The organism is Pseudomonas viciae (assembly GCF_004786035.1).
Taxonomy (GTDB): Bacteria; Pseudomonadota; Gammaproteobacteria; order Pseudomonadales; family Pseudomonadaceae; genus Aquipseudomonas; species Aquipseudomonas viciae.
The window spans coordinates 4,498,378-4,517,563 of record NZ_CP035088.1 but is presented as its reverse complement, the minus strand read 5'-3'; the positions used below and the strand labels follow the sequence as shown (position 1 = coordinate 4,517,563).

17 protein-coding genes and 1 pseudogene are annotated in these 19,186 nt (G+C 62.5%); 12 read left to right on the top strand and 6 right to left on the bottom strand.

Translation table 11 applies throughout. From position 1 onward, the window contains the following. Positions 1-35: 35 nt before the first annotated feature. From EPZ47_RS19685 to EPZ47_RS19670, 4 genes are all read left to right on the top strand, one after another. Positions 36-1,166: an MFS transporter gene (locus EPZ47_RS19685; RefSeq protein WP_135846330.1), complete on the top strand. Its 1,131-nt coding sequence runs from the start codon at positions 36-38 to the stop codon at positions 1,164-1,166. A 229-nt stretch (positions 1,167-1,395) separates the two neighbouring features. Beyond that, positions 1,396-1,896 carry a sigma-70 family RNA polymerase sigma factor gene (locus EPZ47_RS19680; RefSeq protein WP_135846329.1) on the top strand — a complete coding sequence of 167 codons (501 nt, stop codon included), beginning with the start codon at positions 1,396-1,398 and terminating at the stop codon, positions 1,894-1,896. 37 nt (positions 1,897-1,933) lie between these two features. Further along, positions 1,934-2,917: a FecR family protein gene (locus EPZ47_RS19675; protein ID WP_135846328.1), complete on the top strand. Its 984-nt coding sequence runs from the start codon at positions 1,934-1,936 to the stop codon at positions 2,915-2,917. A 98-nt stretch (positions 2,918-3,015) separates the two neighbouring features. After that, a complete protein-coding gene (locus tag EPZ47_RS19670) occupies positions 3,016-5,445 on the top strand; it encodes a TonB-dependent siderophore receptor (protein WP_135846327.1) in 2,430 nt (809 codons plus the stop codon). A 126-nt stretch (positions 5,446-5,571) separates the two neighbouring features. On the opposite strand, the gene EPZ47_RS19665 is transcribed toward EPZ47_RS19670, so the two are convergent. Then, the gene (locus tag EPZ47_RS19665; RefSeq protein WP_135846326.1) at positions 5,572-6,723 is read right to left on the bottom strand and encodes an MFS transporter; all 1,152 of its coding nucleotides are present in this window, start codon (positions 6,721-6,723) and stop codon (positions 5,572-5,574) included. 170 nt (positions 6,724-6,893) lie between these two features. On the opposite strand from EPZ47_RS19665, the gene EPZ47_RS19660 reads away from it, so the two are divergent. Beyond that, entirely contained in the window at positions 6,894-7,886 is a 993-nt protein-coding gene (locus EPZ47_RS19660) for a diaminopimelate epimerase (RefSeq protein WP_135846325.1), read from the top strand. 203 nt (positions 7,887-8,089) lie between these two features. On the opposite strand, the gene codA is transcribed toward EPZ47_RS19660, so the two are convergent. From codA to EPZ47_RS19635, 5 genes are all read right to left on the bottom strand, one after another. After that, complete coding sequence (codA, locus tag EPZ47_RS19655) at positions 8,090-9,337, bottom strand: cytosine deaminase (protein ID WP_135846324.1); 1,248 nt, start codon at positions 9,335-9,337, stop codon at positions 8,090-8,092. Positions 9,338-9,351: 14 nt separating this feature from the next. Further along, positions 9,352-10,623: a cytosine permease gene (codB, locus tag EPZ47_RS19650; protein WP_135846323.1), complete on the bottom strand. Its 1,272-nt coding sequence runs from the start codon at positions 10,621-10,623 to the stop codon at positions 9,352-9,354. A 262-nt stretch (positions 10,624-10,885) separates the two neighbouring features. Further along, on the bottom strand, positions 10,886-11,254 hold the full coding sequence (locus tag EPZ47_RS30915) for an alpha/beta fold hydrolase (protein WP_420825042.1): 369 nt from the start codon (positions 11,252-11,254) through the stop codon (positions 10,886-10,888). A 66-nt stretch (positions 11,255-11,320) separates the two neighbouring features. Then, positions 11,321-11,677 (bottom strand): 6-carboxytetrahydropterin synthase QueD, encoded by a 357-nt coding sequence (queD, locus tag EPZ47_RS19640; protein WP_025212792.1) that lies wholly within the window; start codon positions 11,675-11,677, stop codon positions 11,321-11,323. 83 nt (positions 11,678-11,760) lie between these two features. Then, positions 11,761-12,840 carry a patatin-like phospholipase family protein gene (locus tag EPZ47_RS19635; RefSeq protein WP_135846322.1) on the bottom strand — a complete coding sequence of 360 codons (1,080 nt, stop codon included), beginning with the start codon at positions 12,838-12,840 and terminating at the stop codon, positions 11,761-11,763. Positions 12,841-13,064: 224 nt separating this feature from the next. Between EPZ47_RS19635 and EPZ47_RS19630 the strand changes: the two genes are divergently transcribed. The 7 genes and pseudogenes from EPZ47_RS19630 (at position 13,065) to EPZ47_RS30905 (ending at position 19,148) form a co-directional block, all read left to right on the top strand. Beyond that, positions 13,065-13,373 carry a PepSY domain-containing protein gene (locus EPZ47_RS19630; protein WP_135846321.1) on the top strand — a complete coding sequence of 103 codons (309 nt, stop codon included), beginning with the start codon at positions 13,065-13,067 and terminating at the stop codon, positions 13,371-13,373. Beyond that, positions 13,373-13,684 (top strand): PepSY domain-containing protein, encoded by a 312-nt coding sequence (locus EPZ47_RS19625; protein ID WP_135846320.1) that lies wholly within the window; start codon positions 13,373-13,375, stop codon positions 13,682-13,684. Before EPZ47_RS19630 ends, EPZ47_RS19625 begins: the two co-directional genes overlap by 1 nt. Continuing rightward, positions 13,684-14,352, top strand: coding sequence for a response regulator transcription factor (locus EPZ47_RS19620; protein ID WP_135846319.1), 669 nt, complete (start codon positions 13,684-13,686; stop codon positions 14,350-14,352). The genes EPZ47_RS19625 and EPZ47_RS19620 overlap by 1 nt, the downstream gene beginning before the upstream one ends. Further along, entirely contained in the window at positions 14,349-15,662 is a 1,314-nt protein-coding gene (locus EPZ47_RS19615) for a sensor histidine kinase (RefSeq protein WP_135846318.1), read from the top strand. Before EPZ47_RS19620 ends, EPZ47_RS19615 begins: the two co-directional genes overlap by 4 nt. Positions 15,663-15,893: 231 nt before the next feature. Then, the gene (locus EPZ47_RS19610; protein WP_178084320.1) at positions 15,894-17,210 is read left to right on the top strand and encodes a Na+/H+ antiporter family protein; all 1,317 of its coding nucleotides are present in this window, start codon (positions 15,894-15,896) and stop codon (positions 17,208-17,210) included. 258 nt (positions 17,211-17,468) lie between these two features. Beyond that, positions 17,469-18,290: pseudogene (locus tag EPZ47_RS30910) on the top strand (cache domain-containing protein); the annotation flags it as partial. Between the two features lie 36 nt (positions 18,291-18,326). Continuing rightward, positions 18,327-19,148, top strand: a complete 822-nt coding sequence (locus EPZ47_RS30905; protein ID WP_406550186.1) for a methyl-accepting chemotaxis protein — start codon at positions 18,327-18,329, stop codon at positions 19,146-19,148. The last annotated feature ends 38 nt before the right edge of the window (positions 19,149-19,186 follow it).

The window sequence follows — 19,186 nt, the reverse complement described above, 5'->3', positions numbered from 1 at the left end:
GTAGACTGCTCGCCATTTTTCGAGCGAGCTTACCGATGACGTCGCGATCTTTCCTGAGCCTGGCGATTGCCCTGGTGATGTTTCCCCAGATTGCCCAGACCCTCTATAGCCCTGCGTTGGGAGACATCAGTTTGAGTTTTGCCGTCAGGCCAGAAATGGCGGCGCAGATGTTGTCCGTATATTTCCTGGGATTCGCCTTGGGTGTCGTGGTATGGGGCCGCCTCTGTGACCGCATCGGTCGACGGCCTGCCATGTTGGGTGGGCTGGCCTTGTATGCGGCAGCGATGATGTTGGGGCTGAGCGTCGACACCTTCGAAGCGCTCCTGGCTGTCCAGGCCCTGGCTGCGTTGGGTGCGGCGGTCGGTTCGGTGGTGACCCAGACGGTCCTGCGGGATCGTTACCAGGGCGTACAGCTGGGCCAAGTTTTTTCAGTAGTCGGTATCGCCCTGGCGGCCAGCCCGGCGATTGGTTTGTTCAGCGGTGCCGCCCTGGTGCGATGCCTTGGGTATCAAGGTGTACTCGGTGGCCTGTTGCTGCTGTCGCTGATGCTACTCGTGTGGTGTGCGCGATCCCTGCCGGAAACCTTGCCGACCCGTCTCCCATCGCAACCCTTGTCGAAGACGTCGTGGCGCATGCTGAAGGACCCGTGGATCTGGCGTTCTGCGTTTCTGGTCGCCACCTTCAACGTTGCGCTGTTCAGTTACTACAACCTCGCTCCGTTCCAGTTCGAACGGCTCGGCTTGAACGCGGCGCTGTTTGGCTACAGCGGGGTGATCCTGGCCCTGGGCTCGGGCCTGGGGGCATGGCTGAACAAGCGCCTGCTTGCACGGGGTTTCAACGGCAATCAGTTGTCGGCCGTCGCCGCGATGGTGCTGCTGATCGGTGGAGTGAGTGTGCAAGGTCTGCTCGACGGTCGCGGCTTTGTCGTGGCGATGCTGTTGGTCGTGCTGGCGTTCGGCATGGCGATCCCCAACGTGCTCGGTGCTGCGTTGGTTCGCTATGCCGACTGCTTGGGCACGGCCGGTGCGCTGTTCGGTTTGTTCTATTACCTGCTGATTGGTGGCGCCTTGATGCTCGCGGCCTGGTCCCAGGCACTGGGCTGGACGTTGATTGTGTGCGGGGTGCTGGCGGTGTGCTTGACGGTGCGGCAGGTTCGGCTGGTCTGATTGATTCGACGCAAAACCTGTGGGAGCGGGCTTGCTCGCGAATGCGGTGTGTCAGTGGATAGAAGTATTGAATGTCCCGACCTCTTCGCGAGCAAGCCCGCTCCCACAGGATGTAAGCGCGCCAGATTTGGCACCACCAGGCAACCTCTGGTCTTAAGCGCCGCAATCCGTTTGCTTCCTATTAATAGGAAGCATTACTATTCGTACCCCGTTCCCACAGCGCGCCGCGATGATTCCCAAGCTGCCCCGCAGACCCGGCTTTTTCGAGCATTACGAAGAGTTGATCGGCACCTGGACCCGTCGCCTGCGCAATCGCCAGCAGGCCGAGGACCTGGCCCATGACACCTTCGTGCGGGTGCTTGAGTCCGATTCGAGCGGGGTCGAGCAGCCACGGGCCTATTTGCATCAGACGGCGCGTAACATTGCAGTGGATGGCTATCGGCGCGAAGATCGACGGGGGGCCATGGAAGAGGCTGTCATTGACCCTGGTCAGTCGTTTTCGGGCGACCCGGAGCATTTCATGCACGCGATCCAACTGGCGGACTCTATCGAGCGGGCGCTTGCCGAGCTGCCGGCCAACTGCCGTACGGTGTTTGTCTGGCAGAAGATCGAAGGCCTGACCCAGGCGGAAATCGCCGAGCGCCTGGGCCTGTCAAAAAACATGGTGGAAAAGTATATGATCCGCACCCTGCGGCATCTGCGCGATCGTTTGGATGGGCCTGGCCAATGATCGGTCGTCATCTTCCTCCTGAGCCACAGGACCTTCCATGATGGATAACCATGAATGCCCCTGCGGGCAGGACAAGGTCCGCGACGAGGCGGCGCAATGGTTCGTGCGCTTGCAAGCGCCCGCCATGAGTGTCGATGAGCGCCAGCGTTTCGATGCCTGGCTGGATGAACATCCCAACCACCGCGACGAGATCCAACTGCTGCAAGGCATCTGGAGCGCCACCGACCTGCTGCCCAGGGAACGCCTGCAAGCGCTGTGCGAGCGCCCCGCCGAACGGCCCAGGCGTCGGCCACTGTTGCGCTACACGGTGGCCGCCGGGTTGCTGGCGGTGGCGGTCGGCCTGGGGTTGTTCAGTGGCCTGAGTTCTTCCACCGATTACAGCGGCGAATTTGCCACGGCCCTCGGCGAGCGTCGGCACATCGCATTGCCGGACGGCTCGGTGATCGACCTCAACAGCCGCAGCCGGGTGCATGTTCAATTCGCCCATCATCAACGCCGGGTGGAACTGGTCGAAGGCGAGGCGTTGTTCAGCGTCGAGCATGACGTCGGCCGGCCATTCACCGTTGATGCGGGTAACGGTCAGGTGACGGTGACCGGGACGCGCTTCGACGTGCGCCGCGATGCCGACACCACCCGCGTGGCGGTGGAGCAGGGCAGCGTCAAGGTCCAGGGCCGCGATGCGCCGCGAGCCCAGTTCGTCAGCCTTACGCCGGGCCTCGGTACTCAGATCGATGCCCAGGGCAAAGTCGCCGCCCCTTACGCGATCAACGCCGATGCACTCACGGCCTGGCGCAACGGCAAGCTGGTGTTCAACAACGCGCCCTTGAGTGAAGTGGCGCAAGAAGTCTCCCGCTATCGCGCCAAGCCCCTGCGGGTCGGCAGCGCGGCGGTGGGTAACCTGCGCCTGACCAGCGTGTTCCGCGTAGACAACCCCGAAGCGCTGCTCAAGGCCTTGCCAAACATTCTGCCGGTGGCCGTGCGCACCCTGGAGGACGGCAGCCAGGAAATAATTGCGCGATAGATTCAGGTTTTTTTCGAGTTCTTCGTCTTCTTGTCCAACTGCAACTGGTTTGCATTAACAGACGCGTATTCTTGCGATTCAACAGGACAAGGTTCGACGTGAAAACCACTACCCAAAACACCCCGGCCCGCTGGTTGCCACTGGCCCTGACCCTGGCCGTCAGCGCCGCGCTGCCCCAGGCGTTCGCCGAGCAGGCGCCCAGCAACATTCACATCCAGGCGCAGCCGCTGGGCCAGGCCCTGAGCCAACTCGGCCAGCAGACCTCGTTACAGGTGTTCTTCAGCCCCGAGCTGGTCGCTGGCAAACAAGCCCCGGCGGTGGACGGCACCTTGTCGCCGGAAGCGGCGTTGCGCCAACTACTGCAGGGCAGCGGCCTGCAATACCAGATCGATGAAGGTTCGGTAACCGTGCTGCCGGCGCCAGCGGCGTCCAGCGCTGGCCCCATGGAACTGGGGGCTACGGAAATTCAGGTGGTCGGCGACTGGCTCGGCGATGCCAATGCCGAAGTGGTGCAGAACCATCCGGGCGCGCGTACGGTGATTCGCCGCGAAGCGATGGTGGAGCAGGGCGCCATGAACGTTGGCGATGTGCTACGGCGTGTGCCCGGTGTGCAGGTGCAGGAGGCCAATGGCACCGGTGGCAGCGACATCTCCCTGAACGTCGGCGTGCGTGGCCTCACCTCGCGCTTGTCGCCACGCTCCACGGTGTTGATCGACGGCGTACCGGCCGCGTTCGCCCCTTATGGCCAGCCGCAACTGTCCATGGCGCCGATCTCCTCGGGCAACCTGGACAGCATCGACGTGGTGCGCGGCGCCGGGTCCGTGCGCTACGGGCCGCAGAACGTCGGCGGGGTGATCAACTTCGTGACCCGGGCGACTCCGGAAAAAGCCACCGGCGAAATCGGCACCACCCTGGAAACCTCCCAGCGCGGCGGCTGGAAACATATCGACACGGCGTTCCTCGGCGGTACGGCGGACAATGGCCTGGGCGTTGCGCTGTTGTATTCGGGCGTCAATGGCAACGGTTATCGCCGAAGCAACAATGACAACGACATCGACGACGTCATCCTCAAGACCCACTGGGCGCCCACCGATGTGGACGATTTCTCGCTGAACTTCCATTACTACGACGCCAAGGCCGACATGCCCGGTGGCCTGACCCAGAAGCAATACGACGCCGACCCGTACCAGTCCGACCGCGACTGGGACAACTTCAGCGGGCGACGCAAGGATGTGTCGTTCAAGTGGCTGCGCCAGATCGACGACCGCACCCAGGCCGAAGTGCTGACGTATTACTCCGACAGCTACCGTGGCAGCACCATCGCCTCCCGGGACCAGCGCAACCTGGCGTCCTCCCCGCGCACTTATTACACCTTCGGCATCGAGCCTCGGGTGTCCCACGTGTTCGACCTGGGACCAACCACCCAGGAGGTCAGCGTTGGTTATCGCTACCTCAAGGAAGGCATGCACGAAGAAGCCAGCCGCTTGGCGTTGCGTAACAACGAGCCGGTGGTACGTCCGGGCTCCGACGGTCACGTTTACCAGGACCGCACTGGCGGCACTGAAGCCCATGCGGTTTACATCGACGACAAGATCGATATCGGCAAATGGACCATCACCCCGGGGATCCGCTTCGAAAGCATCAGCACCCAGTGGCATGACCGCCCCGTGCTCGACACCGCCGGCCGCCCGGTGCAGGAAAAACGCCGCAGCATCGATAGCAACGAACCGCTGCCGGCCCTGAGCGTGATGTATCACTTGTCCGATGCGTGGAAGCTGTTCGCCAACTACGAGACGTCATTTGGCAGCCTGCAATACTTCCAGCTCGGCCAGGGCGGCGACGGCAACAACACCGCCAATGGCCTGAGCCCGGAAAAGGCCAAGACCTACGAGATCGGTACGCGCTACAACGATGACGTGTGGGGCGGGGAAGTGACGCTGTTCTACATCGACTTCGACGACGAGTTGCAGTACATCAGCAACGACGTGGGCTGGACCAACCTGGGTGCGACCAAGCACCAGGGCCTGGAAGCTTCGGTGCATTACGACATGGCTGCCCTGGACCCACGCCTCGAAGGCCTCACCGCCAATGCCGGTTTCACCTACACCCGCGCGACCTATGAAGGCCAGATCCCGAGCTTCAAGGGCCGCGACCTGCCGTTCTATTCCCGTCAGGTGGTGAACCTGGGCTTGCGCTATGACGTCAACCGCTGGACCTACAACCTCGATGCCTTCGCCCAGTCGAAACAGCGCTCGCCGGGTACCGGCGTGAACGCCGATGGCAGTTTCAGCGGTGACTACATCACCGACGGCACCGCTGACGGGCAGTACGGCGACATGCCGGGCTATGTGCTCTGGAACGTGCGCGCCGGTTATGACTTCGGTGAGCAACTGTCGAACCTGAAACTCGGCGCCGGGGTGAAGAACCTGTTCGATCACCAGTACTACACCCGCTCCAGCGACAACAATTCGGGCCTGTATGTGGGTGCACCGCGTACGTTCTTCGTGCAGGCCAGTGTGGGGTTCTGATAGCCGCCCTGTGTAGGAGCTGCCGAAGGCTGCGATCTTTTGATCTTTCGCTTGAGATTCAATTGTCTGGGGAAAGATCGCAGCCTCGTTGCACTCGACTGCTCCTACGGTCCAGTCGGGGAATATTCAGACTTTCAACACTTTGCCGCTGAATGCCACTGCCACCAGCGACAGCGCAATCAGCCCGAAGGCAAAGCTCAGACTGCTGCCATGGGCGACAAACCCGATCAGCGCCGGGCCGGCGAGGATGCCGGCATAACCGATGGTGGTGATGGCCGGTACGGCGATGGCTTCCGGCATCAGGGTCTGTTTGCCGACGGCGGTGTACAGCACCGGCACGATGTTCGAACACCCGGCCCCCACCAACGCATAACCCAACAGTGCCGCTTGCCACATCGGCGCGAGGGTCGCCAGCAGGAACCCTGCCGCCGCAATCGCGCCACCGTAAATGATCACGCGTTTGGCGCCCAGGCGACGCACCACCGAATCCCCCGTCAGCCGGCCGACGGTCATGGTCAGCGCGAACGCGGCATAGCCCAGGCCGGCATAGGCGGTCTCCACACCACGCTCGGCGGTCAGGAACACTGCGCTCCAATCCAGCACCGCCCCTTCGGCGAGGAATACGATGAAGCACAGGATGCCAATGAACAGCACCACGCCGTGGGGAATGGCAAACGCCGGTCCCGAGCTTTCACTGCCGTAGGGCAGCAGATGCGGCGCCGCTTTGAACAGCGCCACCAGCAGCACCGCGTTGACCACCAGCGTTGCCCCCAGCGGCGAAAGCCCGAGGCCGAGCAGGGCGCTCACGCCCGCCGCGCCAATGATCCCACCGAGGCTGAACATGCCGTGGAAACCCGACATCATGGTCTTGCCACTGGCGCGCTCGACAATCACCGCCTGCAGATTCACGGTCGAGTCCACGGTGCCGAGGCCGGCGCCAAACAAAAACAAGGCAGCCACCAGCCAGGGCAGGGAGGTCATCGTCGCCAGCAACGGCAACGCCAGGCAGATCAGGATGGTGCCGCCGCTGAGCACCCGACGGCAACCGAACCGTGCCGCCAACGCACCGGAAATCGGCATCGCCAGAATCGACCCCACCCCCAGGCACAGCAACAGCAAGCCGAGGGTGCCCTCATCCAGGTTTGCCCGCACTTTGGCGTAAGGCACCAGCGGCGCCCAGGCGGCGATGCCGATACCCGCGATGAGGTAGGCGATGCGGGTGGACATCTGTTCCAGGCGTCCGGGGATGAAGGTGGGTGGCGGCGTAATGGCAGTCATGAAACGTCCTTGGCTTGCGTGCGGTGCGTTGGTGCGGGCAGGGGGCCTATGCTTGCATATCCACTGACCGTGCCGCGACCCCAAGGTGCCGATCAAAGCGCAGGCTTTGCTCCCACAGCCTGTGCCAGCATAAAGTACCGGCCCTTGCTGGCTGATTCCGAGTCTGGTCCATGACGCAGTTTTATGATGCACGCGGCAATATTTATGGCGTCGTTTCACCGCAACAGGTGCGTGACCAGGGCATTGACCTGCCGTCGTCAGCCGCCCTGGCTGCACGGCGGCGCGAGGCCTGGGCCATGGCTGCGGTGCAGGCGTTCTGCAGTTGGCCGCCGGGCGAAGCACCGCCGGATGCCAAGGCCCATCGCAGCGACGGTCTGTTGATCGGCCCGTTCCAGAACGAACCGCCCTTTGACGTTTTGATCGTCAACACCGACGGCACCCTGGCCGAGCGCAGCGGCAACGGCCTGACCATTTTCTCCCAGGCGCTGAAAGAGCAAGGCTTGATGTCGAGCGAGGGGGATTGCTTGTTGCAGGTGCACCACGACAAACACCAGGGCTTGTCGCCGCTGCACACGTCGGTGCGGTCAGCTGAGTTCGAGGGTGTGCAGGGCTTCTGGCTGGACTTGGGAAGACCCCTATTTGGACCTCAGACCGTCGCTGCCCAAAGCGTGGAGCGCGTGGTGTTCAATCAGCGTGAGGTCAGTCGGGTGACGGTGCTCCATGGGTTGAACCCGGCATGGGGCAACAGTCAATTCGTGAACATTGGCAATCCGCATTGCGTGACTCTGGTGGATGGGGCCGAGGCGCTGCCGAGCAACGCACAAATGCGTGCCTCGCCGTTGTCGCAAAGCCTGACCCGCATCGCTTATGCGGCGCCCGCTGGCGCAGGGGTTCCGTGCCCGGCGGGGGTGAATCTGCAATGGGCCTGGCGCGAAGCCGAAGGGCGGATCGTTGCCCGGGTGTTTGAACGGGGCGAAGGTCCCACCGCGTCCTCGGGCACCAGCGCCAGTGCGGTGGCCAGTGCTGCGTGGCGGGTGGGTTGGGTGCAGGCGGGGCCGGTGAGTGTGGTGATGCCGGGGGGGATTGCGCCGATTTTGTTGGAGGAGCAGGCCGGCGAGCTGATGCGGGTCAGGTTGTTTGGTACGGCTAAGTCCGTGCCTTAGCTTTCTATATTCCAGATGGTCCTGTGGTGCGACTGATGATGCCTTCGCGAGCAAGCCCGCTCCCACAATGGATCTGTGTCGTGCGCTGAGTCTGTGTCCACTAAAGATCAACTGTGGGAGCGGGCTTGCTCGCGAAGACGGCGATAGATTCAACGTCAATGCAACTGACCGCTATCGCAAGCAAGCTGCTCCCTCAGGGAACATCAGCCCAACTGCTGCGCAAACTCCACCACCGGCATCTGCCGTTTCATCAGTACTTCACCGTTACGAATCGAGTACAGCGGCAAGCCCTGGCTGCGGATCACTTCGTAATCACTGTCCGCCGAGAGGATCAGCAGGTTCGCCGGGCGCCCCGGTTCCAGCCCGTAGCGTTCGCCCAGGGCCATGGCCTTGGCGCTGTTGTCGGTGACCAGGTCGAGGGCGCTCTGCAGGTTGCGGTAGCCGAGCATGTGGCAGATGTGCAGGCCGGCTTCGAGTACCCGCAGGATGTTGCCGTTACCCAAGGGGTACCACGGGTCGACGATGGAGTCCTGGCCGAAGCACACGTTCATCCCGGCCTCGAGCAGTTCATTGACTCGGGTGACGCCGCGGCGTTTGGGGAAGGTATCGAAGCGCCCTTGCAGGTGAATGCTCTCGGTGGGGCAAGAGACGAAGCTGATGCCCGAATGCCCGAGCAGGCGGAACAGTTTGGCGCAGTAGGCGTTGTCGTAGGAGCCCATCGCCGTGGTGTGGCTGGCCGTGACCCGCGCGCCCATGTCGCGGCTGCGGGCTTCTTCGGCGAGCACCTCAAGGAAACGCGAGTGCGGGTCGTCGGTTTCGTCGCAGTGCACATCCACCAGGCAGCCGGTGCGTTCGGCCAGGTCCATCAGGAACTTCACCGAGCTGACGCCCTGATCGCGGGTGTACTCGAAATGTGGAATGCCGCCCACCACGTCGGCGCCCATGCGGATCGCTTCTTCCATCAGCTCGCGGCCATTGCGGTAGGACTCGATGCCTTCCTGGGGAAACGCGACGATCTGCATGTCGATCAGGTGACGGCTTTCCTCGCGCACTTGCAGCATCGCCTTGAGGGCCGTGAGTTCGGGGTCGGTCACGTCGACGTGAGTGCGCACATGCTGGATGCCGTGGGCGGCGAGGGTCTGGATGGTTTTCTTGGCGCGAGTCTTGGTGTCTTCCTCGGTGATCGTCGCCTTGCGCTCGCCCCAGCACTCGATACCTTCGAACAGCGTGCCGCTCATGTTCCAGCGCGGCTCGCCGGCGGTGAGGGTCGCGTCCAGGTGGATATGCGGTTCGACGAAGGGCGGCACCACCAGGTTGCCGCCAGCGTCGAGGTCTTCCGGGCCGAGGCTTGGGGCTTCGGTCTGGCGGGCGATGTTGGCGATCAGGCCGTTTTCCAGGTGCAGTTCATGCAAGCCTTCGCGGTTGCGCAGGCGGGCGTTGATGATGTGCATCAAGCGAGTCCTTCTTAAAGATCTTGTAGGGGGGCGTTGGTGGCGCGAATTCCCAGTACGCCGATCAATAGCACATACGTTAGCGCGCCGGCAGCGATTCCTACCAGTGGCGCGACCCATGGCGAATTGAACGCGGCGAGGGTGCCGACCCCATAAGCCAACAGCCCGGGCCAGTTGAACGCCGGCAGTCGCGCGTCGGCCAGGCGTGGATAGCGCCCGCGCCAGCGGAAGAAGAAATCGGCCATGATCACGCCGCCAATGGGGGGGATCACCGTGCCCAGCAGAATCAGGTACGGCACCAGCAGGTCGTACATGCCCAGCAGCGCCAGCAGCGTGCCGATTACTGCGCCGCCCAGGGTCACGGCCTTGCGTCGACGGGTGCGCAGCAGGTTGCAACCGGCCACGGCGAAGTTGTAGATGGTGTTGTCCTGGGTGCTCCAGATGTTGAGCAGCAGCATCGCCATCGCCGCCATGGCGAAACCCTGCAACAGCAGCACTTCGACCACGTCCGGCTGTTGATAGACGATCGCCCCGTAGGCGCCGATCAGCACCATCAGGCCGTTGCCGAGGAAGAAGCCAATCAGGCTCGCCAGCACCGCGACCTTCGCCGAGCGGGAAAACCGCGTCCAGTTGGTCGCCTGGGTCGCGCCGCTGACGAAGGTGCCGAACACCAGCGTGATGGCGGTGGACCAATCGAGGCTGCCCGTCGGCACTATCGCCAGCAAGCCATCGAGGCCGCCGACCTTCACCGTCGCCACCCACATCGACAGCATCAGCAGCAACATCATGGCCGGCACGGCAAGGTAGGAGAGGATTTCCAAGCCGCGATAACCGATGTAGGCCGTGGCGCAGAACCCCAGGCCGAAGAGCACCATCAAGCCGAGCACGGAGCTCTCGCTCAACTCGAAATACTTGCCCAGCACCACGGCGGCCGTCGCCGTGCCCCAGGCGTACCAGCCGATCTGGGTAAAGCCCAGGATCAAGTCGCTGAGCTTGCTGCCCACCTCGCCGAAACAGAAGCGACCCATCAGCACTGAGTTGAGCCCGCTCTTGAAGGCGATGTAACCCAGGCCCGCCGCATACAGGCCCAGCAACAGATTGCCAATCACAATCACGGTGAGCATTTCGGCAAAACCGAACGCCACCCCCAGCTTGCCACCGGCAAACATTGTGGCGGTGAAAAAGGTGAAGCCCAGCAGCACCATGGCCGTGGAGGCCAAGCCCTTGCGGGCATGCATCGGGACTTCGCTCAAAGGGTAATCGTTGCCCGGATCGTTCTGAGTCATGTGGCGGTCCTTGCGGATGAGGGGGTATCGCAAGTGTGCAGTGGCCGTGCCAAACGAGTGATCGCGAGGTTATTTATAGACAATCTTTGGACTTGGGTGGGGGAAGAGGGCGAAAGCGGTGCGGCGGTGATTCAAGTTGGAACACAGATCTCATCAGCGATGAATCTCTCTGTGGGAGCGAGCTTGCTCGCGATGGCGTCGGGTCAGCCATATCGATGTCAACTGACAGACTGCTATCGCGAGCAAGCTCGCTCCCACAGGTTCAGGTCAAAAAGCGCAACACCGCTGCGACGATGGCCTCCGGCGCAACCTCCTGGACCAGATGCCCGGCATTCGGAACCGGGTGGAACTGCGCGCCGGGAATCAGCTTGTGCAAGGCCCGGCCACGCTCGATGGGGATCCACTGGTCATCCTCGCCCCAGAGAATCTGCGTCGGGCAGCGCACGCCGGGATACAGGCCCTTCGGTGCCATACGCAGGAAGAGAAGGGCGTGCCGTGGACAAACACCAGCGGCGGGCCTTCGCCGTGGATGGCGTAGCGGATGGGGGGCCCGTTGAAGTCGTATGCGTGATCCAGTGGCCAGTTGGTCATGATCGATGCTCCACTGAGAATGGCTCAGGGGATAGAGCATAGGCCAGGCGATTCAGCAGGGGAGACACCCTCGCCACAGGAAGCTCCCTTGTCACAAGGGGAATGGTTATTCCCCGTGATAGATGCATCCGCTGGTGCACGTCTCATGGATGCGAATGGCGCTGAGTTCCGGCAGCAGCGGTTTCAACTCATTCCAGATCCACTTGGCCAGGACTTCGCTGGTAGGGTTTTCCAGGCCAGGGATGTCGTTGAGGTAGTTGTGGTCGAGGCGCTCGTAGAGCGGCTTGAAGATCGCCTTGATCTCCGAGAAGTCACGGATCCAGCCGGTGTGTGGGTCGATGTCGCCGCTCAGGTGGATCGCCACCTTGAAGGAGTGACCGTGCAGGCGCCCGCACTTGTGGCCTTCCGGCACGTGGGGCAGGCGGTGGGCGGATTCGAAGGTGAATTCTTTGAAAATTTCCACAGGTTCGGGCTCTTTAAGGTAGCGGTCGCGAGGCAGGCGGCGGAGTTTATCAGTTTGATAACGGCGTTGCGCGACCGTGCTGACTAAAGGGTCAGCAAACGCTCGCCCAACCCGCCGTTGGCACTCAGCTCGAGGAACTCATCACCGAGCCGCCGGCTCTCGTCCATCGCCGTGCGCCAGTACTTGCGACGGCTCGGGTCATCGCCCATGAAGCGCTTGAAGTCATTGCGGTCCGGCAGTTTGCCGTAGGGCAGGCGCGCCAGGTATTCACGGGACGGCGCCAGCAACAGTACGTCCTGCAAGCGTTCGACGTTGCCCCGGCGCCAGGGCAAACCCTTGTCGAACCAGCCGGGAATGACCCGGTCGGTGAAGTGCGGATAGAGCACGATGTCCTCGCCGCTGTAAGGCAGGTCAAGGTGATAGTCCAACAGGCCGCCGTCACGGTAGGTGCCGGCACCGGCGCCCGGCAGGTCGCGCACGCCTTCCATCACCATCGGGATCGAGCCTGACGCCAGTAACGCCTGGCGCAAGTTGTCGGCCTGCAACGGAACGAAACGTGACGGAAAATCCTTCAACGGATGCAGTGGCGGGGCCAGGCGTGGGTCATGGATGATCAGCCGTTCGAAATGCCGCGACAACCGCGCACGGCCTCGCAGGTTGTCGGCGATCACCGACGATAAGCCCAGGCCGAGCTGCCCGCGATGATCCAGGGCCAGACGGCCGTGGCTTTTGACCACCATGATGTTGAGCCGGTAATGCGGGTTATCGAGGATCGAGCTGTCGCGGCCTTCGAGCAAGTCATCGAGCATGCGTTGCGAGCTCTGGCTGACCCCGGCCATGGTCACGCCTTTGGCAAAGCTCTGTTCGTTGTACAAGCTGCCCAGGCGCCGGATTCCCTCGGCGGCATTCGGCAGGCAAGCGCTGGCGAAGCGCCAGGAACCTACCGAAGCCCCGATCAGCGAGCGCTCCCGGGGCGCGGCAGGCAGCCATTGGCCAAACAAAGCCAGGTCCAGCCCCTGAATACCCAAGGCCTTGGGCCCACCCGCAGCGCCTGGCAGAATGCCGACGTCGGCAGCGTTCAGGCCGGCCTCGCGGATTCGCGCAAAGGCTCGGGGGCCAGCCTTGAGGGTAAGGGCGGGGAACTTGATGTGGATGGCGGTCATACCGGTCTCGGATGCAAATTAGCGGACAATTATAGCGACACAAAACCCTGTGGGAGCGAGCTTGCTCGCGATGGCGGTCTGTCAGTTGATATTGATGTGACTGAACGGGCGCTATCGCGAGCGAGCTCCCACATTGATCTGGGTTGGATGATGGCAATTCAGTTTCAGTTAAGTTCACCCCGCTACAGTCCCCCCGGTTAAAGATTATAAAAAGGAGACAACCCATGAACCGCCTGACTGCCTTTTTCATCGCGACCCTCATGGCCCTCAGCGCTGGCCTGGCTCACGCACGAGACCTCAAAGACGACGAAGCCCGCAAACTGCAAGACGCTGGTACCATTCTGTCCATTGAAAAACTCAACGCCATTGTCTTGTCCAAACACCCTGGCGCCACCTTGGCCGATACCGAGCTGGAAGAAGAGTACGGCAGGTACATTTATCAGGTAGACCTGCGCGATGCGAAAGGCATTGAGTGGGACCTGGAATTGGACGCCGCCAACGGCGATGTGCTCAAGAATCATCAGGATACGTAATGAAGCTTAATTTATGCGCCCGCAGCCGATGGACGCTGGCGCTGCTGGCGCTCTGTTCGGTGGCCATGGCCCGAGACCTGGACCAGGACGAGGCCCTGCAACTGCGCCAGCAAGGCGTGATCCTGCCGCTGGAGCATTTGCTCCAGCAAGCACTGGATCTTCACCCCGGCGCCAAGTTGCTGGAGGCCGAGCTGGAAGAGAAACACGGCGTCTACATTTACGAGGTCGAGTTGCTGGATACCGATGGCGTAGTGCGTGAACTGGACCTGGAAGCCGCGACCGGCCGCTTACTCAAAGATAAGGAAGACTGATGCGCCTGCTTCTGGTGGAAGATCACGTTCCCCTGGCCGACGAACTGATGGCCGGGCTGACACGACAGGGCTATGCCGTCGATTGGCTCGCCGACGGTCGCGATGCGGTGTATCAAGGCAGCAGCGAGCCTTACGACCTGATCATCCTCGATCTCGGCCTGCCGGGTGTGCCGGGGCTTGAGGTGCTGGCCCAATGGCGCGCCGGCGGCCTGGGCACGCCCGTGCTGATCCTCACCGCACGTGGCTCCTGGGCCGAGCGCATCGAAGGCCTCAAGGCCGGGGCCGACGATTACCTGACCAAACCTTTTCATCCCGAAGAGCTGCACCTGCGGGTCCAGGCGTTGTTGCGCCGCTCCCATGGCCAAGCCAACCAGCCGACGCTGCAGGCCGCCGGGCTGCATCTGGACGAAGGCCGGCAATGTGTGATTCGTGACGGTGCAGAGATCCAACTGACCGCCGCCGAATTTCGTCTGTTGCGCTATTTCATGCTGCACCCCGAGCAAATCCTCTCCAAGAGCCATCTCGCCGAGCACCTGTATGACGGTGAAACCGAGCGCGATTCCAATGTGCTGGAAGTGCACGTCAATCACCTGCGGCGCAAGTTGGGACGCAGCGTGATCGAAACCCGTCGCGGCCAGGGTTACCTGTTCGGCGGGCTGGCGCAGTGAGATCCATCCAGCGGCGCCTGAGCCTGGGCCTGATTGGTGTGATGGTGGTGGTTGGCCTGGTCCTGGCGCAGACCAGTTTGTGGCTGTTCGAGCTGGGCTTGCAGCGTTATCTGGAAGCGGGTTTGCGCAACGACAGCGAGAACCTGCTGGTGGCCCTGGTGCGTGGCCCCCAGGGTTTGCAACTGGATGAGCGACGCTTGTCGCCGGCCTATCAACGGCCATTTTCCGGGCACTATTTCCGCATCGATTTTGCCGATGTGCACTGGCGCTCCCGTTCCCTGTGGGACCAGGAGTTGCCTCAGCTCGATCACCCAGGCCTGCACAGCAACCTGCAGTTGGGCCCCGAGGGGCAGAAGCTGCTGGTGCTGCGCACCGACTATCGGCGCCTGGGTCAGGCGATTTCCATCAGCGTGGCCCAGGACTACACGCCGGTGCGTGACAGTTTCCGGCGCATGCAGCAGATCGGCCTCGGCCTCGGGTTAGCGGGGCTGCTGTTGATTCTGCTATTGCAACGCATCACCGTGCACCGCGCCTTGCGCCCCCTGGATCGGGCCCGTGAGCAAATTGCACAGTTGCAGCGCGGGCAGCGTTCGCAACTCGACGAGCAGGTGCCCCGGGAACTGGAACCGCTGGTGGCGCAAATCAACCATTTGCTGGCCCACACGGAAGACAGCCTCAAGCGTTCGCGCAATGCATTGGGCAACCTGGGCCATGCCCTGAAAACCCCGCTGGCGGTGCTGCAAAGCCTGGCTTCGAACGAGAAGCTCGACCCGTATCCCGAGCTGCGCAAGCTGTTGCTCGAGCAACTGGAACAGGTCCGGCAGCGCCTGAACCGTGAACTCAACCGTGCCCGGTTGTCCGGCGATGCGTTGCCCGGCGCGCACCTGGACTGCGACGCCGAACTACCGGGTTTGCTGGCCACACTGAACATGATCCATGGCGAACACCTGCAACTGAGTTACGTCGCGCCGCCCGGCCTGCATCTGCCTTGGGATCGAGAAGACCTGCTGGAACTGCTGGGCAACCTGCTGGACAACGCCTGTAAGTGGGCGGACGCCGAGGTGCGCCTGACGGTGATCGAGACGGTCGACGGTTTCAGCCTGGCAGTGGAAGACGACGGCCCAGGCATTCCCGAGGATCGCCGCGACCAGGTGTTCAGCCGCGGCACGCGGCTGGATGAACAGACCGATGGCCACGGCCTGGGGCTGGGCATTGTGCGGGACATCGTCGACACCTGGGGCGGCACGTTGGCGCTGCAAGACAGCGAGTGGGGCGGGCTGAAGGTGCTGATCGAGTTGCCTAAGCGCTGAAATCCGCATTAACCCTGTGGGAGCGAGCTTGCTCGCGATGGCGTCGGGTCGCGATATCGATATCAACTGACAGACCGCTATCGCGAGCAAGCTCACTCCCACATTGGTTTGTGGTGGCTGGAGTCCTTGTGAAAACCCGTCGCCTGGCCCTTGCAGCTTGTCGCCGCTTCCTGCAAAGTCGCGACCTTTTTGTCCGGTGGCTTTCCATCGCTGTGCTTTGAGGTAACGATGATAAATGCAGTAATTGCCGCGGTTGGCGTCATGCTGGTGCTCAGCCTGTCCCGCGTGCATGTGGTGATCGCGCTGATTATCGGCGCGCTGGTGGGCGGTTTGACCGGTGGCCTGGGGATCGAGGCGACGCTCAAAGCGTTCAACGCCGGCCTTGGCGGCGGTGCGACGGTGGCATTGTCCTACGCCTTGCTCGGCGCTTTCGCCGTGGCGATTGCCAAGTCCGGCATGGCCCACGCCCTGGCTGACAAAGCCCTGGCCATGGTGGATCGCCAGGACAGCGCCGGTGGCTCCGGGGTCAAATGGGTCTTGATCGGTCTGCTGGGAACGGTCGCGGTCGCCTCCCAGAACATTCTGCCGATCCATATCGCCTTCATCCCGCTACTGGTGCCGCCGCTTCTCTATGTGCTGACCAAGTTGCAACTGGACCGCCGGTTGATCGCCTGCGTCATGACCTTCGGCCTGATCACGCCCTACATGTTTCTACCTGTGGGCTTTGGCAACATCTTCCTCAATGAAATCCTGCTGGCCAACGTTGCCCGCAGTGGCGTGGACATCAGCGGGATCAATATCACCCACGCGATGGGCATCCCGGCCCTGGGCATGGTGTTTGGCTTGCTGCTGTCGTTTTTTACCTACCGCAAAAAACGCGTCTACGATCTGAAAAAAATCGCCCGGGCCGAGCAAGTGGCGGTGCGCTACAACCCCATGAGCCTGCTGGTGGCGGGGCTGGCGATTGTGGCGGCGTTCGCTATTCAGCTGTTGGTGGATTCGATGATCATTGGCGCCCTGGTCGGGTTCCTGATCTTCTCGGTATCGGGCGTGGTGCGCTGGCGCGAGACTGATGACCTGTTCACCGAAGGCATGAAAATGATGGCGATGATCGGCTTCATCATGATCGCCGCCTCAGGGTTTGCTGAAGTGATGAAGGCCACTGGTGAAGTCCAGAGCCTGGTGGAAACCTCGGCGGCCTGGATCGGCCACAACAAGGGTGTCGGTGCGCTGCTGATGCTGCTGGTGGGGCTGCTGGTGACCATGGGCATTGGCTCGTCGTTTTCCACGGTGCCGATCCTGGCGACGATTTTCGTGCCGCTGTGCCTGCAACTGGGCTTCAGCCCGTTGGCGATCGTCTGCATCGTCGGCACTGCCGGCGCCCTGGGCGACGCCGGCTCGCCAGCCTCGGACTCGACCCTGGGCCCGACCTCTGGCCTGAACATCGACGGCCAGCATCACCACATCTGGGACACCGTGGTCCCGACATTCATCCACTACAACCTGCCGCTGCTGGCGTTTGGTTGGGTGGCGGCGATGGTGTTGTAAGGCCGATCCAACAAGGCTCAAGAACCGAGTCGCATCCTTCGCGAGCAAGCCCGCTCCCACACTGTATCGGCGGTGAACACAGAATATGTGAACACCGGCGAGCCAGTGTGGGAGCGGGCTTGCTCGCGAAGGGGCCTTTAAAGCCAGTCATGAGTTTACTGACCACTCGGGCAAGCCTTTTCACCTTGTCCTACAGTTTTGCCGTGCTTTGCCGTTAATACAGCTAACCACGCCATAAAACTTACAAGAGTGAACAGCATGCGCCTGAGCCTGAAGGCTAAAGTCCTGTCCCTGGCAATACTGCCCGTATTGCTCTCCGCCGTGATCATCAGCCTGACCACGGCTTTCATCCTGAAGGAACAGGCCACCAAAGAGGTCCAGCAGACCCGCGAGCGCTTGCTCAGCGAGGCCAAGGCCACGCTGCAGAATTACGTGGCCGTGGGGCTCACCGCCATCAAGCCGTTGTACGATGCCGCCGCCGCGGGCGATAACGCGGCGCGGGCCCAGGCGATCAAGCTGCTGTCGAACGTCAGCTATGGCAAGGATGGCTATTTCTTCGGCTACGACTCCGAGACCATTCGTCTGTTCAAGGCCAACAGCCCCGATGGCGTGGGCAAGAGTTTCAAGGACAACCGCGACCCGAACGGTGTCTACGTCAACCGTGACCTGGTAAAAGTCGCCAAGGACGGAACCCACTATCTCGAATACAGCTCGCCACTGCCCAACAGCAAGGACCTGGTGCCTAAGCTCGGTTACACCGAATACCTGCCCAAGTGGGACATGGCGGTCGGCAGCTCGGTCAACCTGGACGGTATCGAAGCCCAGGTGGCTCTGGTGGAGGCCAAGGTCCATGAGCGTTTGCAAGGCGTGGTGCTGAGCATTGTCGGTATCGCCGCCGTGGTGTTGCTGGTGATAGCGGTGGTGGGGATGTTGTTGGCCAATACCATCCTGCGGCCACTGAATCTGATGAAAGACAACCTCGATGACATCGCGGCCGGCGAGGGCGACCTGACGCGCCGCCTGGCGATCACCAGCCAGGACGAACTGGGCCAACTGGCCGGTTCCTTCAACCGCTTCGTCGACAAGATCCACGGCCTGGTGCGGCAGATCACCGAAATGACTTCGCAACTGACCGGGCTGGTGACGCAAGTCTCCGAGCAGGCCCAGCGTTCCGAGCAGGCCATGGAGCGGCAGCGTCACGAAACCGATCAGGTCGCCACGGCGATCAACGAGATGTCCTCGGCGGCCCAGGAAGTGGCCCGCAGCGCCCAGGGCGCCGCCGTCGCGGCCCAGCAGACCGACGAAGAAGGCCAGTCTGCCAAGCGCGTGGTGGCCGGCAGCATCCAGCAGATTCATGCGTTGGTGAACGATATTCGCAGCAGCGGCGTGTCCCTGGACAGCCTGCAGCAGGACGTGGCTTCGATTGTCAGTGTGCTTGGGGTGATTCGTTCGATCGCCGAGCAGACCAACCTGCTGGCCCTCAACGCGGCTATCGAGGCTGCGCGTGCCGGTGAAGCCGGGCGTGGGTTCGCGGTGGTGGCGGATGAAGTGCGGGCCCTGGCCAGCCGGACCCAGCAGAGCACCCAGGAAATCCAGGGCATGATCGACCGCCTGCAATCGGGTACCCATGCGGCGGTGGAAGCGATGCGCCGTTCCAGTGAGGCCGGTGACGGCACGTCGGCGCGGGCCAACGAGGCGGGGGCGTCCCTGGACACCATGGCGCAGTTGATCGGCACCATCAACTCGATGAACGCCCAGATCGCCAGTGCTGCCGAAGAACAGACCGCCGTGGCCGAGGAAATCAACCGCAGCGTGCATCAGATCGCCGTGGCGGTGGACAGCGTCGCCGACGAAACCCAACTCGGCGCCCAGACCTCCCGCAGCCTGGCCGACCTGGGCCAGCGCCTGGGCAAACTGGTGGGGCAGTTCCGGATCTGACCCGAAGCCGGTGGCAGGAGCTGCCGAAGGCTGCGATC

Bases quoted from the DNA above. Each gene is read 5' to 3' on its own strand.
- EPZ47_RS19685 (WP_135846330.1), top strand. From the start codon at position 36: ATGACGTCGCGATCTTTCCTGAGCCTGGCGATTGCCCTGGTGATGTTT.
- EPZ47_RS19620 (WP_135846319.1), top strand. From the start codon at position 13,684: ATGCGCCTGCTTCTGGTGGAAGATCACGTTCCCCTGGCCGACGAACTG.
- EPZ47_RS19665 (WP_135846326.1), bottom strand. From the start codon at position 6,723: ATGACTGCCATTACGCCGCCACCCACCTTCATCCCCGGACGCCTGGAA.
- codB (WP_135846323.1), bottom strand. From the start codon at position 10,623: ATGACTCAGAACGATCCGGGCAACGATTACCCTTTGAGCGAAGTCCCG.
- EPZ47_RS30915 (WP_420825042.1), bottom strand. From the start codon at position 11,254: ATGCTCTATCCCCTGAGCCATTCTCAGTGGAGCATCGATCATGACCAA.
- EPZ47_RS19680 (WP_135846329.1), top strand. From the start codon at position 1,396: ATGATTCCCAAGCTGCCCCGCAGACCCGGCTTTTTCGAGCATTACGAA.
- EPZ47_RS19635 (WP_135846322.1), bottom strand. From the start codon at position 12,840: ATGACCGCCATCCACATCAAGTTCCCCGCCCTTACCCTCAAGGCTGGC.
- EPZ47_RS19625 (WP_135846320.1), top strand. From the start codon at position 13,373: ATGAAGCTTAATTTATGCGCCCGCAGCCGATGGACGCTGGCGCTGCTG.
- EPZ47_RS30905 (WP_406550186.1), top strand. From the start codon at position 18,327: ATGACTTCGCAACTGACCGGGCTGGTGACGCAAGTCTCCGAGCAGGCC.
- EPZ47_RS19675 (WP_135846328.1), top strand. From the start codon at position 1,934: ATGATGGATAACCATGAATGCCCCTGCGGGCAGGACAAGGTCCGCGAC.
- EPZ47_RS19630 (WP_135846321.1), top strand. From the start codon at position 13,065: ATGAACCGCCTGACTGCCTTTTTCATCGCGACCCTCATGGCCCTCAGC.
- codA (WP_135846324.1), bottom strand. From the start codon at position 9,337: ATGCACATCATCAACGCCCGCCTGCGCAACCGCGAAGGCTTGCATGAA.
- EPZ47_RS19660 (WP_135846325.1), top strand. From the start codon at position 6,894: ATGACGCAGTTTTATGATGCACGCGGCAATATTTATGGCGTCGTTTCA.